Annotated in this window: 8 protein-coding genes and 1 pseudogene; 3 read left to right on the top strand and 6 right to left on the bottom strand. The window is 77.6% G+C overall.

Annotation, left to right across the window (positions count from 1 at the left end):
* Window positions 1-65: 65 nt before the first annotated feature.
* From IHE55_RS09400 to IHE55_RS09390, 3 genes are all read right to left on the bottom strand, one after another.
* Window positions 66-863, bottom strand: coding sequence for a sugar phosphate isomerase/epimerase family protein (locus tag IHE55_RS09400; RefSeq protein WP_197988612.1), 798 nt, complete (start codon window positions 861-863; stop codon window positions 66-68).
* A gap of 460 nt (window positions 864-1,323) precedes the next feature.
* A complete protein-coding gene (locus tag IHE55_RS09395; RefSeq protein ID WP_307826588.1) occupies window positions 1,324-2,403 on the bottom strand; it encodes a methyltransferase in 1,080 nt (359 codons plus the stop codon).
* A gap of 1,004 nt (window positions 2,404-3,407) precedes the next feature.
* On the bottom strand, window positions 3,408-4,805 hold the full coding sequence (locus tag IHE55_RS09390; RefSeq protein ID WP_197988611.1) for a LacI family DNA-binding transcriptional regulator: 1,398 nt from the start codon (window positions 4,803-4,805) through the stop codon (window positions 3,408-3,410).
* 1,369 nt (window positions 4,806-6,174) lie between these two features.
* Here IHE55_RS09390 and IHE55_RS33050 point away from each other — a divergent pair.
* The 3 genes and pseudogenes from IHE55_RS33050 to IHE55_RS09370 all read left to right on the top strand — a co-directional run.
* Window positions 6,175-7,158 (top strand): annotated as a pseudogene (locus IHE55_RS33050) (Gfo/Idh/MocA family protein); the annotation flags it as partial.
* A gap of 617 nt (window positions 7,159-7,775) precedes the next feature.
* Window positions 7,776-8,957, top strand: a complete 1,182-nt coding sequence (locus tag IHE55_RS09375; protein WP_197988610.1) for a dihydrodipicolinate synthase family protein — start codon at window positions 7,776-7,778, stop codon at window positions 8,955-8,957.
* A gap of 167 nt (window positions 8,958-9,124) precedes the next feature.
* On the top strand, window positions 9,125-9,901 hold the full coding sequence (locus tag IHE55_RS09370; RefSeq protein WP_197991894.1) for a sugar phosphate isomerase/epimerase family protein: 777 nt from the start codon (window positions 9,125-9,127) through the stop codon (window positions 9,899-9,901).
* Between the two features lie 405 nt (window positions 9,902-10,306).
* Here the strand turns inward: IHE55_RS09370 and IHE55_RS09365 are convergent, their stop codons facing one another.
* The 3 genes from IHE55_RS09365 to IHE55_RS09355 all read right to left on the bottom strand — a co-directional run bounded on the left by IHE55_RS09365 (window position 10,307) and on the right by IHE55_RS09355 (window position 15,217).
* On the bottom strand, window positions 10,307-11,023 hold the full coding sequence (locus IHE55_RS09365) for a fused DSP-PTPase phosphatase/NAD kinase-like protein (protein WP_307826587.1): 717 nt from the start codon (window positions 11,021-11,023) through the stop codon (window positions 10,307-10,309).
* 479 nt (window positions 11,024-11,502) lie between these two features.
* Window positions 11,503-12,462: a hypothetical protein gene (locus tag IHE55_RS09360; protein ID WP_197988609.1), complete on the bottom strand. Its 960-nt coding sequence runs from the start codon at window positions 12,460-12,462 to the stop codon at window positions 11,503-11,505.
* Window positions 12,463-13,117: 655 nt separating this feature from the next.
* A complete protein-coding gene (locus tag IHE55_RS09355; protein ID WP_232265501.1) occupies window positions 13,118-15,217 on the bottom strand; it encodes a PEP/pyruvate-binding domain-containing protein in 2,100 nt (699 codons plus the stop codon).
* Window positions 15,218-15,380: the final 163 nt, after the last annotated feature.

Genomic DNA, 15,380 nt, shown 5'->3' with positions numbered 1-15,380 from the left:
TTCCGGGCCCCGCGTTCCCCGCGTTCCTGCGTACCCCTACGGGCTCTCGGGGCCGTCCCAGGGGTTCACGCCGCGTCGGACAGCAGCCGCATCAGATGGTCCCGGGCCGGTCCGAGGAGGTCCGGCAGCGGAGCCGCCTGCGGGTACCAGCGGCGTTCGTACTCCCAGCTCAGCCAGCCGTCCCAGCCGGACCGGCTGAGCAGTTCGACCACCTCGGCGATCGGCAGCACCCCGGCTCCCAGTGGCAGCGGGGTGGTGTCCTCGGCCGAGGCGATGTCCTTGAGCTGCACATAGCCGAGGCGGGAGGCGAGCGCGGCGAGGGTGTCGGCCGGCTCCTCACCACCCAGCCAGGGGTGCATCACGTCCCAGACCGCGCCCGCATCGACCGGGCCGGCGGCGTTCAGCACCCGGGCCACCGCGGCCCCGGTCCGGTGCGAGTCGTGCGTCTCCAGCAGCAGTCGTACCGTCCGCTCCGCCGCGTACGGGCCGGCCACCGCCAGCCGGCGGGCCGCCGTCGCGTCGGCCTCGGCGGGCGGGCTGTCGCCCCCGCCGGGGAACACCCGGACGTACCGCGCGCCCAGATCGGCCGCGAGGGCGGTGAGTTCCCGCAGTTCCGCCACCACCGGTTCGTCCGGGCCGGGGCCGGCGGCGTGGGCGTACCCGGAGACCGCCAGGATCTCCACCCCCGCCGAGCGGAACGTCTCCGCCACCCGCTCCCGGTCGGCCCGCCCCAGCCCCGGGTGCACCGGCTCCTCGGGATGGGCCCGCAGCTCCACCCCGTGATAACCGTGGGCGGTGGCCAGCTCCACCACCTCCGGCACCGGCAGGCCGGGCACCCCGAGCGTGGAAAAGGCCAGCTTCATCGAGACTCCTCGCGTCTGCGGTTCTCCCCGCGGCGCCACGGGGTTACGTCCCGGCGCGCCCGGGCCGCACCGGGACGGCCGGACGTGCGGCCACGTCCGGGCATCCCGCGGGGCGTGGTCACCCCGGCCCCGCCGAGCCGCCCGGCCGTTCAGCCGCGCAGCCGCCCGGACACGGCACCACGGTCACACGCGCCGCGCGGCACGATCACGCGCGCCGCGGGCGTCGCGGGCACCGCGACAGGGAACCGTACCGCCGTGCCCGCCGTCCCGCTCGTACCGACGCACCTGCCGTACCGTCGACCACCGGGCCGCTACGACACCTGGCCGCCGGCCGGGTCGCCGTTCCGCCCGGGAGCCGTACCGCCGGTGCACCGGCCCGCCGGTCCTCCGGTCCGTCGCGCCGCCGTGCCCCGGGCCGCCACTCCGGTCCCCGGACGGTAAGCGGCCGGGTCCGGCCCGGTCAACGGACGCGCCGGGGCGTCAGCCGCCACAGCGACGTCACCTCCGCCGCCCGGGCCGCGTGCAGCGGGTCGGTACGGTCCGCGGCACGCGGGTGCCGCGGACGGATGTCGCTGCGCCCCGCCACCTCCAGCCCCGCCCGGTCGAATGCCGCGAGCAGGTCGGCCCGCGAGCGCAGCCCGAGGTGTTCGGCGAGGTCGGAGAGGATCAGCCAGCCCTCGCCGCCGGGGGCCAGCCGGGCGGCCAGACCGTCCAGGAAGCCGTGGAGCATCCGGCTGTCCGGGTCGTACACCGCGTACTCCACCGGGGAGCTGGGGCGCGCCGGGAGCCACGGGGGGTTGCAGACCACCAGCCGGGCCCGGCCGGCGGTGTCCGCCGGGTACAGGTCCGCCGCCACCACCTCGACCGCGCCCCCCGGGACCAGCCGGGCCAGGTTCTCCCGGGCGCAGGCCAGTGCCCTGGGGTCCTGGTCGGTGGCGATCACACGGCCCACCCCGCGCCGGGCGAGGACCGCCGCGAGCACCCCGGTTCCGGTGCCGATGTCGAAGGCGGTGTCCGTACCCGGCGGCAGCGGTTCCTGGGCCACCAGGTCCACGTACTCGCCCCGTACCGGCGAGAAGACGCCGTAGTACGGATGCACCCGGTCGCCGCCGAGGGCCGGGACGGGCACCCCGCGGCGACGCCACTCATGGGCCCCGATGAGCCCGGTCAGCTCCCGCAGCGAGACCACCGACGGCTCGCCCCCGGGCCCGTACGCCTCGGTGCACGCCGCCCGCACCTCGGGCGCCCGGCGCAGCGGCACGGTGTACCCGGCGTCCAGCGGCACCAGCAGCCGGCCCAGCTTGCGGGCGCGTTCCGCCTGCGCCTTGCGGTGCAGGTGGAACGCGCGGGCCGGATCACCGGCGGCGGCCGGTGCCGGGGCAGCGGTCCGCGACCGCCGGCGCGGCCCCCGGTCCACCCGCCGGGCCAGCGCCTGGAGCAGTTGCCGGGCGCCGTGGTAGTCGCCCTGCCACAGCAGCCCGGTGCCCTCACTGATCAGGCGGTGGGCGGCGTCCGCGGAGAGCCGGTCGTCGGCCACCACCAGCCGCTTGGGCGGCGGCGTCCCGCTCTCGGAGCGCCAGCGGGCGGTGTGCTCGCCGTCGGCGTCCGTCCAGGTGACGGTCGGCCGGTCGGGGTCCGCGGGGTCGTCCGGGCGCCCGGAAGGGTCCGGATGCCCGGGGCCGGCGTTCCCCGGAGGGGCGGGGGATCTGGGTCCCCCGACGGGTCGGGGGTTCCGGGGTCCCTGAGGGGTCGGGGGTTCCGGGGCCCTGGGGGTGCCCTGAGGGGGTCGGCTGCCCTGAGGCACCGGGGTTCCCTGATGGGTCGTTCCCTGAGGGGGAGGGGGCTCCGGGGTTCCCGGAGGGGTCGGGGTTCCCTGAGGGGTCGCCGGAGGGGGGCCGATGTGGGCGGCGCGGGGTCAGGGCCGCCGGCGGTGTGGCGGGGGAGGGCGGCGTGGCGGAGGACGGTGCGGACCGGTTCCGGGAGGCGGGGCGCGGGGTGGGCCGGGTACTCAGGGGATCTCTGTTCCTCTGCTGCTCGGGACGCGTCGCGGGGGACGTGCCCGGGGTCTTGTCCTTCGGGGCCCGGCGGTGTCGTCCGCACCCCGGAGTGTCGTGGTGGGGCGCCGGGGCCCGTCGCTCGGGGCCCGGGCCGTCGTCGTTCGGGGTTCCCCGGCGTGGCGGGGGAGACGGCGGCGGCCCCGGGGCGAGCCCGGAAGGGTCCGGGTTGCGCGCCCGGGCGGGGATCGATTGTTTCCCCGGCCCCCCCCCCACGGTACGCCAGCGCGATTCCGGCCGGGCGCGGACGTCGCGGGCGCGGTCCCGCCGGATGAGGGGCGGCCTGATGGGGGCGGGTGGGTGTGGGTCCGTCCGATGGGGTCGGCCGGCCGCGGACCGGCCCGGTGCGGACGGCCGGGCGCCGCACGTTCCGGGTGCCGGACCGTCCTGGGCAGCGGAACGGTCCGGGTGCCGGACCGTTCCGGGCGCAGGCATGTTCCCGGTGCCGGACCGTTCCGGGCGCCGGGGCGTCCGCCGGCCCGACGGCGGGTCAGTCGATGGTGAGGGGGAGGCCGCCGGGGCGGGGCGGGGCGGCCGAGGCGCGCACCATCAGCTCCGCCCGGATCATCGCCACCCCGCCGGGCGGCAGCGGTTCCCGGCCCAGCGCCAGTCGTCCGGCGCGGGCCCCGGCCTCGTACAGCGGCAGCCGGACGGTGGTCAGCGCCGGTACCGCGTCGGCGCTGAACGGCAGGTCGTCGAAGCCCACCACCGATACGTCCTGGGGGATGCGCAGGCCCTGGTCGCGCAGGGCGGCGCAGACGCCCAGCGCGACGGTGTCGTTGGCGGCCATCACGGCGGTGATCCCGGGGTCGCGGCGGAGCAGCTCCATGGTGGCGTCGTAGCCGGCGCACCGCTCGTACGGGCCGAATATGGTCAGCCGGTCCGCCTCCGGTACGCCCGGCCCGCCGGATCGGGAGGCGGCCGGGTGGGCGGCGGCCCGGTCGCACCCGTCGCACCGGCTCTCCCCGTCACCGGGGGCGTTCCGGCCCCGGCGGTCGCGGTCGTCCCCGCCGTTGCGGTCGTTCCCGCCGTTGCGTGTCCCGGGGCCGCGGACGTCCTCGGCGGCACGGTCCCCTCGGTCGCGTCCGCCGTCGCCCCGGAACCCCTCGGGGCCTCGGTCGCCCCCGGTCCCGCCGCCCGTGCCGTCCGTGTGGTCCGTGTCGTCCGTCCGGCCGTCCGCAGCCACCGGGGCCACCCGCGCTGCCGGAATGCCGTGGCCGCCCACGCCATGGGCGGCGAGCGCGGCCCGGTGTCCCTCCAGCCGGTGCCGGGTGGTGGTGCGGTCGGCCGGGCCGGCGATGTAGCCGATGCGCCGATGACCCAGCGTCAGCAGATGTTCCGTCAGCCGCCGCGCGCCGCCCCGGTTGTCGAAGGTGAGGGTCACCGCGTCCGGGACGGGGGGACGTCCGCACAGCACCACACGGGTGCCGGCAGCGGTGAGCCGGGAGACCCGGGCGGCCACCGCGGCGGCGTGCGACGGGTCCTCCACCGCCCCGCCGGTGATGATCACGGCGGCGGCGCGCTGGCGCTGGAGGAGGGTCAGGTAGGTGAGTTCGCGGGCCGGGGCCCCACCGGTGCTGCAGATGACCGCCAGTTTCTCGCCGCCACGCCCCGGTTCGCCGCCGCGTCCCATCTCGGCCTGGACCGCTCCGGCCAGGACCCCGAAGAACGGGTCCGCGATGTCGTGGACGAGTACCCCCACCAGATCGGAGGTGGCGGCGGCGAGAGCGCTTGCCGGGCCGTTGACCACGTACTCCAGTTCGTCCACCGCGCGCAGCACCCGGGCCCGGGTGGCCTCCGCCACCGGATAGTTGCCGTTCAGCACCCGGGAGACGGTGGCCGCCGAGACCTGGGCGCGGGCCGCGACATCCGCCAGGGTCACTGCCATGGGGGTCCTCCGTGGGGGAACGACGGGTGTGCCGTAGGGAACGACGGGTGCGCCGGACGCGCCGGGGGGAAGGGGGATACCGGTCCGGCCGCCCGACGGCGTACATGCTCTCACCGGACCCCGTGGCGATGCGGGGGTTCCGGTTCTTCCGGCCGGACCGCGGACGCGGCGAGGGCGGCGGACGTGGCAGGGGCGGCGGACGCGCCCTTGCCGCCCGCGTCCGGCGCGACTAGCTTCCGGAGCGGTAAGCGCTTACTGGTCCAAGGGCGCGGTGGGTTGGGCGGGTGCGCTCTGCCGGCGCGCCCTGGCGCCCCGGCCGCGCCCGGTGCGCCCCGGTGCGTCCGGCGGGTACGGGCCCCCGGCGCGCGCGTGTGTCCGGCGTGACGCGTCCCGGCACGGGACCGGGTGCGTTGGGTGGTGCGCGGTGGTGGGTGGTTGGTGTGTGGCGGGGCGGGCGGTGGGTGCGGACCCGGGCAGGCGGTGCCGGCCCGTACGGCTTTTCGGTCGGCTGAGGCGCCGGGCCGGCGGGGGCCCGGGTCGGAGCCGGTGCTGCCGGCCGGGCGGTAGCGGCCCGGTGGCAGCACCGGGTCCGTGAGGCAGTGAACCGGTGCCGTGGTCGCGGTGGTGCCACCGCGGTGCCGCTGTGGTGACGGCGGCTGACGGCCCGTCCGGAAGCCGTCGTGGGCGTGTCGCACGGTGCGGCACGCCGGCACCCGGACGGCGGAGGCGCGGCCTGCCCGAGCCCCCAGGGCGGGCGCGGGCCAGGGGCTTGCCCGTTCCCAGCGGCGGGCGCGACCCACGGGCTTGCCCGTCCCCGGGGCGGGTGCGGCACCCGGGGTTGTCCGCCCTCAACGGCGGGCGCGGCACCCGGGGCGGCCTGCGGGGCACGAAGGGCGGCCCGGCGCCACGGGCCCGTCCGGCGCCAGGGGGCGGGCGCGGCATTGCCCGCTCGCAGGGGCGGTGCGACCCACGGGCTTGCCCGTCCCCAGGGCGGGTGCGGCACCCGGGGCGGCCTGCGGGGCACGAAGGGCGGCCCGGCGCCACGGGCCTGCCCCGCACCACGGGCCTGCGGACCCGCCCCGCGCCAGGGGCCTGTCCGGCACCACGGCCGGTGCAGGGCCACGGGCGGTCCGGCACCACGGGCGGTCCCGGGGCGGGCGGTGCGCGGTGCTGCCCTGCGGGTCCCCCGTGTCACCCGGCGCGGGTGCCGTCCGGGCGGGGGACGGGTGCCCGGTGGTGTCCGGGCGGGTGTCCGGCGGCCCGGCGTCGGCGTGGCGGACCGGTGGTGCGCGGTCCGTCCCGTACAGGAAACACCGTTCCGGCCGCCGGCCGGGACGCCCCGAGTACGGCGGACGAGAGGAATGGTCGGATGACCCGCAGAACAGTGCGCATCGCCATGAACGGGGTGACCGGCCGGATGGGGTACCGGCAGCACCTGGTGCGGTCCCTGCTCGCCATCCGCGAGCAGGGCGGCATCGCGGTGGGCGACGGGAGTGTGCTGTGGCCCAGTCCGCTGCTGCTCGGCCGCCGCCCGGACGCCCTGCGGGCGATCGCCGAGCGCCACGGGCTGGATCCGGTGGCCGATGTGGCCACCGACCTCGACACCGTCCTGGGCGACCCCGCCGTGGACGTCTACTTCGACGCGCAGACCACCGCGGCCCGGCCCGCGGCGCTCGCCAAGGCCATCGCGGCGGGCAAGCACGTCTACGCGGAGAAGCCGACCGCCGGCGACCTGGCCGGGGCGCTGGAGCTTGCCCGGCTGGCGGACGCCGCGGGGGTCCGGCACGGGGTGGTCCAGGACAAGCTCTTCCTGCCCGGGCTGGTGAAGCTCAGGCGACTGGTCGAGGACGGCTTCTTCGGCCGGATCCTCTCGGTACGCGGGGAGTTCGGGTACTGGGTGTGCGAGGGGGACCGGCAGCCGTCCCAGCGGCCCTCGTGGAACTACCGCGCGGAGGACGGGGGCGGCATCACCACCGACATGTTCCCCCACTGGGAGTACCTGCTGCGGGAGTTGTTCGGGCCGGTGCGCACCGTCCAGGCACACATCGCCACCCATGTGCCGCGCCGCTGGGACGAGCGCGGCGAGCCGTACCGGGCGACCGCCGACGACGCGGTGTACGCGGTCTTCGAACTGGCGGGCGGGATCGTCGCCCAGATCAACTCCTCCTGGACGGTCCGCGTGCACCGCGATGAACTGGTGGAGTTCCAGGTGGACGGCACCGAGGGTTCCGCCGTGGCGGGGCTGCACCGCTGCCGCGTCCAGCACCGCGCCGCCACCCCGCGGCCGGTCTGGGACCCCGACGTGCCGGTCGCCGAGGGGTTCCGGGGCGGGTGGCAGGAGGTGCCGGACCACCCCGTCCCGGGCCGCGGTACCGGTTCCCGGCCCGGCCCCGGCCCATGGCCCGGCGGGTACCCCGTACCGGGTGCGGGAGCGGGGCCCGGCGGGGGTCCCGTGCGGGTCCCCGGACCCGACGGGGGGCCCGGACCGGGCGGTGCCTCCCTACGGGCTCCCCGTGCCGGCATGGGCCCCGGCCCTGGACCGGGTGGGGACGCCGGGCCCGGTGGGCGACCCCTCCGGGCACCCCGCCCCGACGGGGAGCCCGGACCCGACGGACCCCTGAGGGCGCCGGGCCCCTACGGGTCGACCGCACTCACGGGGAACCCGCCCCTACGGGACACCAGGCCTCTACGGGACCCCCGCCCCCTACGGAGAACCCGCCCTACGGGGCACCGGGTCTCTCCGGCGCGCCGGGGCCCCACGGGACACCCGCCCCCTACAGGGACACCCGCCCACGGGCCCGGGCACGGCGGTGCCTTCCGGGCGCAGTGGGAGCTCTTCCTGCGCCATGTGGCGCTCGGCGACCCCTGGCACTGGGACCTGCTGGCCGGCGCGCGCGGGGTGCAACTCGCCGAGCTGGGCCTGGCCTCGGCGGCCGCCGGCCGCCGCCTGGACGTTCCGGAGCTGACGCTGTGAGGCTCCGGCTCCCCGCGCCCGGCGGCCGGCTGCGTGACTATCTGCCGCGTACCGAACCGGTGTTCCGCCCCTCCGGCGGTGCCCCGCCCACCTCCCGCAGCGTCTTCGCCGCCGCCCACGTGGTGGCCGACCCGTTCGCCGACACCTCCCCCGAGGGGCCGTGCGCGGTGGACTGGGAGGCGACGCTCGCCTTCCGCCACCACCTGTGGTCGCACGGGCTGGGGGTGGCGGAGGCGATGGACACCGCGCAGCGCGGCACGGGGCTGGACTGGCCCACCGCCGCCGAGCTGATCCGCCGGACCGCGGCCGAGGCACGGGCGGTGGGCGGCCCGCTCCTGTGCGGCGCCGGCACCGACCAGCTGCCGCCGGCCGGCGCCACCCTCGCCGGGGTCCGGGCCGCCTACGAGGAGCAGCTGGCCGTGGTGGAGGACGCCGGGGCGCGGGCGGTGCTGATGGCCTCCCGCGCGCTGGCCGCCGCGGCCCGCGGCCCGGACGACTACCTGGAGGTGTACGACGGGCTGCTGCGGCAGGCCCGCTCCCCGGTGGTGCTGCACTGGCTGGGGCCGATGTTCGACCCGGCACTCACCGGCTACTGGGGCAGCACCGACCCGGACACCGCCACCGACACCCTGGTGGCGCTCATCGCCGGCCGCCCGCGGAAGGTCGCCGGGGTGAAGGTCTCCCTGCTGGACGCCGGACGGGAGGCAGGGCTGCGGCGGCGGCTGCCCGCCGGGGTGCGCTGCTACACCGGGGACGACCTCCACTACCCGGAGCTGATCGAGGGCGACGGGCACCGGTTCAGCGACGCCCTGCTGGGTGTCTTCGACCCGCTGGCTCCGGTCGCCGCGGCGGCGGTACGGGCGCTGGACGCCGGGGACGCGGCCGGGTTCCACGCGCTCCTCGACCCGACGGTGGAGCTGGCCCGGCACCTGTTCCAGGAGCCGGTGCGCCACTACAAGACCGGGGTGGTGCTCCTCGCCTGGCTCGCCGGGCACCAGGACCACTTCACCATGGTCGGCGGCCTCCAGTCGGCCCGCTCGCTGCCCCACCTGGCGCGGGCGTACGAACTCGCCGACCGGCTCGGGCTCTTCCCCGACCCGGCGCGCGCCGCCCGCCGGATGGCCCGGCTGCTGGCGGTCCACGGGGTGCCGTGGGCGTACCCGGTGGAGGACCGGTGAGTCCGGCGGGCCCCGTCCCGGACGGGGGCCGCCGGCCCGGGCCGCCGCACCGGGGGACCGGTCACCGGGACGGCGGCCACCGGGACGGCGGTGCGGGCCGGGGCGGAGGCGGTCCCGGCGACCTGGCCCGGTTCAGCCTCAACCAGGAGACGGTGCGGCAGTGGACGATGCCACAGCTGGTGGCCGGGTGCGCGGAGGCCGGGGTGCCGGCCGTCGGCCTGTGGCGCGGGCCGGTGCGCGCGTACGGCGCCGAGGCCACCGCACGGCTGGTACGCAGCGCCGGGCTGGCCGTCAGCAGCCTGTGCCGCGGGGGCTTCTTCACCGCGGCCGACCCGGCCGGACGGGCCGCCGCGCTGGCCGACAACCGGGCGGCGATCGAGGAGGCCGCGACGCTCGGCACCGGTGTCCTGGTGCTGGTCTCCGGGGGCCTGCCGGCCGGCGACCGCGACCTGGCCGGGGCCCGGGAACGGGTGGCGGACGCGCTCGCCGAGCTCACCCCGTACGCCGCCGCCCACGGGGTGCGGCTGGCCCTCGAACCGCTCCACCCGATGTACGCGGCGGACCGCTGCGTGGTGTCCACCCTCGCCCAGGCGCTCGACCTCGCCGAGCGGTTCCCGGCGGAGCGGGTGGGGGTGGTGGTGGACACCTACCACCTGTGGTGGGACGACACGGTGGCCGGTCAGCTCGCGCGGGCCGGGGCGACCGGCCGGATCGCCGCGTTCCAGCTCGCCGACTGGGTCACCCCGCTGCCGGAGGGCGTCCTGCTGGGGCGCGGCCCGCTCGGCGCGGGCTGCGTCGATCTGCGCTGGTTCCGGGAACGGGTGGAGGCCGCCGGGTACCGGGGCCCGGCCGAGGTGGAGATCCTCAACTCCGGCCAGTGGGCCCGGGACGGCGCCGAGGTGCTGGCGGAAGCCATCCGCGGTTACCGGCGCCATGTGCTGTGAGCCGGGGCCGTCCCCGGGCGCGCTCCCCGCGGACGGTCCCTACCGGCGCCTTACGGCCCCTTCCGGCCCGGTGCCGGGGGTCGGCCGGCCCGGACGGTTCCGGCCCGGTGCTGGAGGGTCGGCCCGCACGTCCATCCTCGCGACCACCCGCGCTTCTCCGGGCACCGCCGAAGCCGACGGCCGCCCACGCGGAACGCCCGGCCGGGGCATCCCGGCCGGGCGTCGGTTAAAGCGTTCGCGGCCTGATCGATACGGCCACGTGATGCGGTGACCCCGGACAGCGCCCCTGCCATCCGGAAACCGCCCGGTCGACCGGGCGGTTTCCGGCCGGAGTGGCCGGAGTGGCCGGAGTGGCCGGAGTGGCCGGAGTGGCCGGAGTGGCCGGCGGCGGATGCGGCCCGGGGGTCAGAAGTACGACATCAGGCGGCGCGGGGCGTCCACCATCCGGCTGACCGCCCGCACGGCGGCCGGCGGCTGGTCGGCGTCGTCGCCGTTCAGGTGGTACGCGTAGTAGATCTGCTCCAGCGACGGCGGGCCGACCGCCAGGTTGCGGCGCACGGCGTCCGGGCCGCTGTCCTCGCCGGTGCGCACCGTGTACGCGGCGGCCATGGTGCCGGTGCGGCCCACGCCCGCGCCGCAGTGCACGAACACCGGACCGTCGGCGCCGCGCACCGCCTTGACGAAGCGGTCCACCTCGCCCTGCTTCGGGGTCTGCCCGTCACGGATCGGGATCCGCACCACGTTCAGCCCGGCCCGCTCCGGGGCGGTGAGCTGGTGCACCGACAGTTTTTCGGCCCGCAGGTCGATCACGGTGCTGAAGTTCTTCTCGGCCAGCGCCCGGTATCCGGCCGGAGAGGGGGCCGAACCGCGCCAGAGGTGGCGCTCGGCGTCCACCGGCTGGAAGTGCTGGATGCCGGTGATCTTCGTGGCGCCGGCGGGCGGCGGGGTCTCGCTGCGCACCCACTGCGAGGCGACCAGGATGCCGAGGGCGCCGACGGCCCACAGCAGGAGGTATCCGATGGCACAGATCCCGATAACACGGAGCGCGAGCCGGAGACGGCTGCGACGGGTGGTGGGGGAGGAAACGCCGGAGGCGAAGGGGAAGCGGCGGGTACGCCGCACGGGCGGCGGAAGAACTGCCATGTAGGGGTGCCCGGAGGAGTCGGGGACAAAGACGCCGTACCGGAACGGCACGGATATGCGATTTTAGCCCGGAATCTCCCCCTGCGGAGTGATGCATATAGCCGATCCTTTATATGATCTCCCGTTTTCGCTCTCGCCGAGGTGAGTGTGGTGATGTGGCCCGCTGCCGGAGGCGTACGGGAACCGGTGGCCCCGCGCTCCGGTCCGGCGGCGAATGTGCTGGTCGGGGGTATTGAGCGTCCTGCCGGGGAGAACGGGGGAGTACGGCGGACCCGCGCCGGGTGGTGATCGCGGGGTGTGGGGGAGGCTCAGGGGCACAAGGATGTGTGACCTGCGTCACAGTGCCCGGTGTTTGTGGCGAGCACCGGCTCCGGCCGCGCTCCTCCGGCGGCCGCTCCTCGGACGCTGACTCTTCGGCGCCGCCCTTCAGACGCCGCCCCCGGAGGGCGGGGCGTGCCTCAGCCGTTCCCCGGGTCGGCCTGCCCGATGCTGATCACCTCGAAGTGGGCGCGGTTCACGGCGGTGTCCTCCAGGCAGCCGCGCAGCCGCATACGGTCGTGCTCGGTGAGGGCGGGGTGGACGACGCCCGCGTACAGCCCGTCGCCCAGCTCCCCCAGGGTGGCCCGGTGCAGCGGTACGGAGGTGGAGTCGCGGCAGTGCTCCCACACCTGGTGCGCCGCCAGGTCGGCGCGGGCCGGGGAATCCTCGTCCCGGAGCACCGCCTTCACCAGCACCGAGGTCGCCACCGCCCCGCTCTCCGGCTCGGGCCGGGTCTGGGTGAGACCGGCCAGTCCCGCCACTCCGGCGCCCAGTACGGTCAGCGCGGTCACGGTGACCCCGGCGAAGGCCCAGGGGTTGCGCCCGCGCCCCAGCAGCGGCCGGTCCTCCAGTTCCGGCCCGCCGTCGCCCGGGTCCAGCGGCGGAGCGGCCAGCGGTGCCAGCCGGCCCGCCAGCCGCTTCTCGGCACGCGGGCGCACGGTGGACTCGGCGACGCGCTGGACGATCCACGCGAGCCCGGAGAGCAGCACCCCGGTGACCATGAGCACCGGGACGAAGACATGGGTGCGGTTCAACCGGGGATCGGCGTCCGCCCCGGTGGGCTCCTCCAGCCAGCGGAAGCGGGTCCGGAACGGCCCGGTGGGCTCCTCCCGCCGCGGCTGCCGCAGCCGGGCCAGCACCTCCGCCTGCCTCCGGTCCTCGGCGGACCGTCGCTCCTCCGCGAACCGCTGGTCGATACGCCTCTCCAGGCGGGCGACCCGGCCCAGCACCGCCACCCCGAGCAGCAGCACCTCCACCACCAGCAGCAGCACGCCGCAGAGGATCGCCCGCTGCCACTGCCAGCGGTAGAGGTAGATCACCACGTACGAGGCGGCCCCCGCGGCGGCGGCGCCACCGAACAGATAGGCCAGGTACTTCACCGGTCCACCTCCCGCTCGCCCCGCTCTCCCTCCCGCTCGCCACGCTCCGGACGCACGGCCCCCGCGCCGGGACGGTCCGTGACGGCACCGCCCGCACCACCGGCACGGCCGGCCCCGGTGCCGTGCGTGACGGGGTGGTCGTCCGCGCGGGTGGCGTCCGCGTTCGGGCGCCGGGCCGCGCGCCGGCCACCGTCCGGCCCACCGTCCGGTCCGCTGCCGTCGGTGTGCCGGATCCGCAGCCGGTCACCGTCCGGGCTCTCGCCATACGGCCGGTCACCGTCCGGGTGCCCGAGATACGACCGGTCGCCGTCAGGATTCTCGCGATCCGGCCGGTCACCGCCTGGGTGCCCGAGATACGACCGGTCGCCGTCCGGGTGCCCCCGGCGCGGACGCCGACCGCCCATCGGGCCGGCGACCGGCACCCCGCCGTCCGGCAGCCGACCGTCCGCCGGTACACCGTCCACGGGCTCACCGCCCACCGGCGCGCCACCCCTCGGCGCACCGTCCGCCGCGACGCCGTCCACCGGGGCACCACCCCTCGGCACGCCGTCCACCGGCGCCGCGCCCGGTCGGTGGCCGCCCGCCCGGTCGCCGTCCACCGGTGCCGCGCCCGGCCGGTGGCCCTCCGCCCGCTCACCCCCCGCCCCCCGCCCGCTCACCGCGTGCCCGCCCGCCGTCGGCCCGTCCGTCGCCGCGCTCCCCCTGCCAGAGGTACCGCCGCGCCCGTACCACCGTCGGAGGTCGTCTCGCCGGTGGTGCCGTCGAGCAGTACCCGGGTCCCCGGCGGGAAGCGCCGTACCGCGTCGTCCACCCCGACAACCGCGGGCAGCCGGTACTCGCGGGCCAGCACCGCCAGGTGCGACAGCGGGCTGCCGTTCTGCGCGACGAGCCCGGTGAGCCCGGGCAGCAGCGGGGCGAGGGCGGGGTCCAGGTTCCGCACCACCAGGACCGGGTCCGGGGGCCGGGGCTCCGTACCGTCCCACGCGGTTCCGGCCGCCCGTCCCCCGGAGACGCCCCGGGCGGTCCCCTCCCCGTGCCGCGCGGTCCACTCCGGCACCACCTGCCCGTCGGCCAGCCGGAAGGCGTCCGGCAGCGGCGCCGAGGGGCCGCGGGGCTGCCGCCGGTGCAGGTCGGCCGGGAGGGGCCGGTGGCGGAGCGCGGCCACCAGCTCGGGCCAGCGCAGCAGGGCCACCCGCCCCGGCTCGGGCAGTTCGCCGCGAGCGGTCAGCCGTCGGGCCGCCTCGCGCACCAGCCGGGCCTGCAACTCGTGCACCCAGCGGATGCGCAGCCGCAGCCCCTCCCGGGTGGAGAGCGCCGCGACACCGGACCCGCCAGCGGCCGGCGGGCCGGAGTCGGGGCCGGGCGCGCGCCCGGGCAGCCTGGGCGGCCGGGTCACGCTCGGCGGGACCAGCGCCAGCACCACCGGCAGGGCGGCGATCAGCCGGCTGTCGTCCAGCCCCGCCTCCCGCCCCTCCGCCAGCGCGGTGAGCGCCTCACCGGCCGCGGTACCGCCCCGCTCGCCGTCCAGCAGGACCCCCGCCAGCGCCTCCTGGGCGTGCAGGGCCACCAGGACGGCGCGGCCCCAGCGCAGCAGCGCGAGGAGTTCGGCGCGGTCCAGCCGGTCCGGCCGCGGCGCCTGGGCGAGCGTACGGTCCACCTCGGCCAGCAGGTCGACGGCGAGCCCCGGCAGCGCCGAGCGGAGCCGGCCCACCCGCCAGGCGGCGGAGAGCCTGCGGGCCCCGGGCACCGGGTTGAGCAGGGCGAGGAGGCGGAACCGGGGCGGCACCGTGCCGAGCAGCTCCAGGTCGGCCGCCGCGCGTCCCTCCACCGTGGTGACCACCGGCGTCGTGCGCAGCCGGCGCCGCGGGACGGTCGCCCCGATGTCCAGGGCGGCGGTCAGCCCCCGGGACATCGGGGTCACCCACAGGTCCTCCTCCAGCGGCTGGAGGACGTCCGGCAGGGTCTCCGCGACGGGACCGGGGCCCAGCAGCCGGGCGCCGCGCGGCGGCCGGAGGGCCATCGCCGTGATCGGCCGGCTCTGCAGCAGCCAGAGCCGGCCGTCCCGGTCGAAGGCGAACTCGATGTCCTGCGGGCCGTCGAACAGCTGCCGGGCGCGGCGGGCCAGCCGGGCCAGCCGGTGCAGTTCGGCCCGGCCGAGCACCCGGTCCCCGGCGCGCTCCGGCGGTTCGGTGCGCAGCAGCCGGCCGGACCGGGTCACGTGGTAGTTGGTGCCCGGCGCCTCGCCGCCGACCAGCGCGTCCGGCCCGCCCCGGACCGCGCTGACCAGCATCCGGTCCTCCCGGCCCTGGATCGGGTCGGCGCCGAAGAGCACACCGCCGCTGTGCGCCGGGAGCATCACCTGGACCAGGACGGCCATCGGCGCCGGCGGGCCGCCCGCGCCCCGGGCGGAGTCCAGCACGGTCCGTACCGCGTCCTGGAACGCCGCCCACCCCCGGACGTCGAGGACCGAGGTGAAACGCCCCGCCATGGAGGACTCCCCGGTGTCCTCCGCGGCGGAGGAGGAGCGGACCACCAGGGGGCGGGTGCCGTCCGCGGACAGCTCCCGCCAGGCCCGTTCGACGGGCGCCGCGGCGGGGTCGGTGCCGTACGGGATGACGAAACCGGGGAGCACCGGCAGACCGGCGCGGGCGGCGCGGGCCAGGTGGGCGGCCTTGGCGCCCACGGCGCCGTTCCGCTGGGCGTCGGGATGGTCCAGCGGGACGGTCCGGGGCGCTCGTTCCTCGATCGCGGTCATGCGCATCCTCCCGCTTCCTGCCGCCAACAGGGGGGACGCGAGGGACCTGCCCTACGCCTGACAGCGGGACACAGGACGGGGGGCGGAGCCCGCCGACCGGACCTCCGGCGGCGTAACTCGCCACCCGATGAAAATGTTCGCACTCCGTTCGCCGCGAAACCAG

The sequence above is a fragment of the Streptomyces pactum genome (assembly GCF_016031615.1).
Classification (GTDB): Bacteria; Actinomycetota; Actinomycetes; order Streptomycetales; family Streptomycetaceae; genus Streptomyces; species Streptomyces pactus.
The sequence above is the reverse complement of the archived record's forward strand: the minus strand, read 5'-3'. Positions and strand labels throughout refer to the sequence as shown.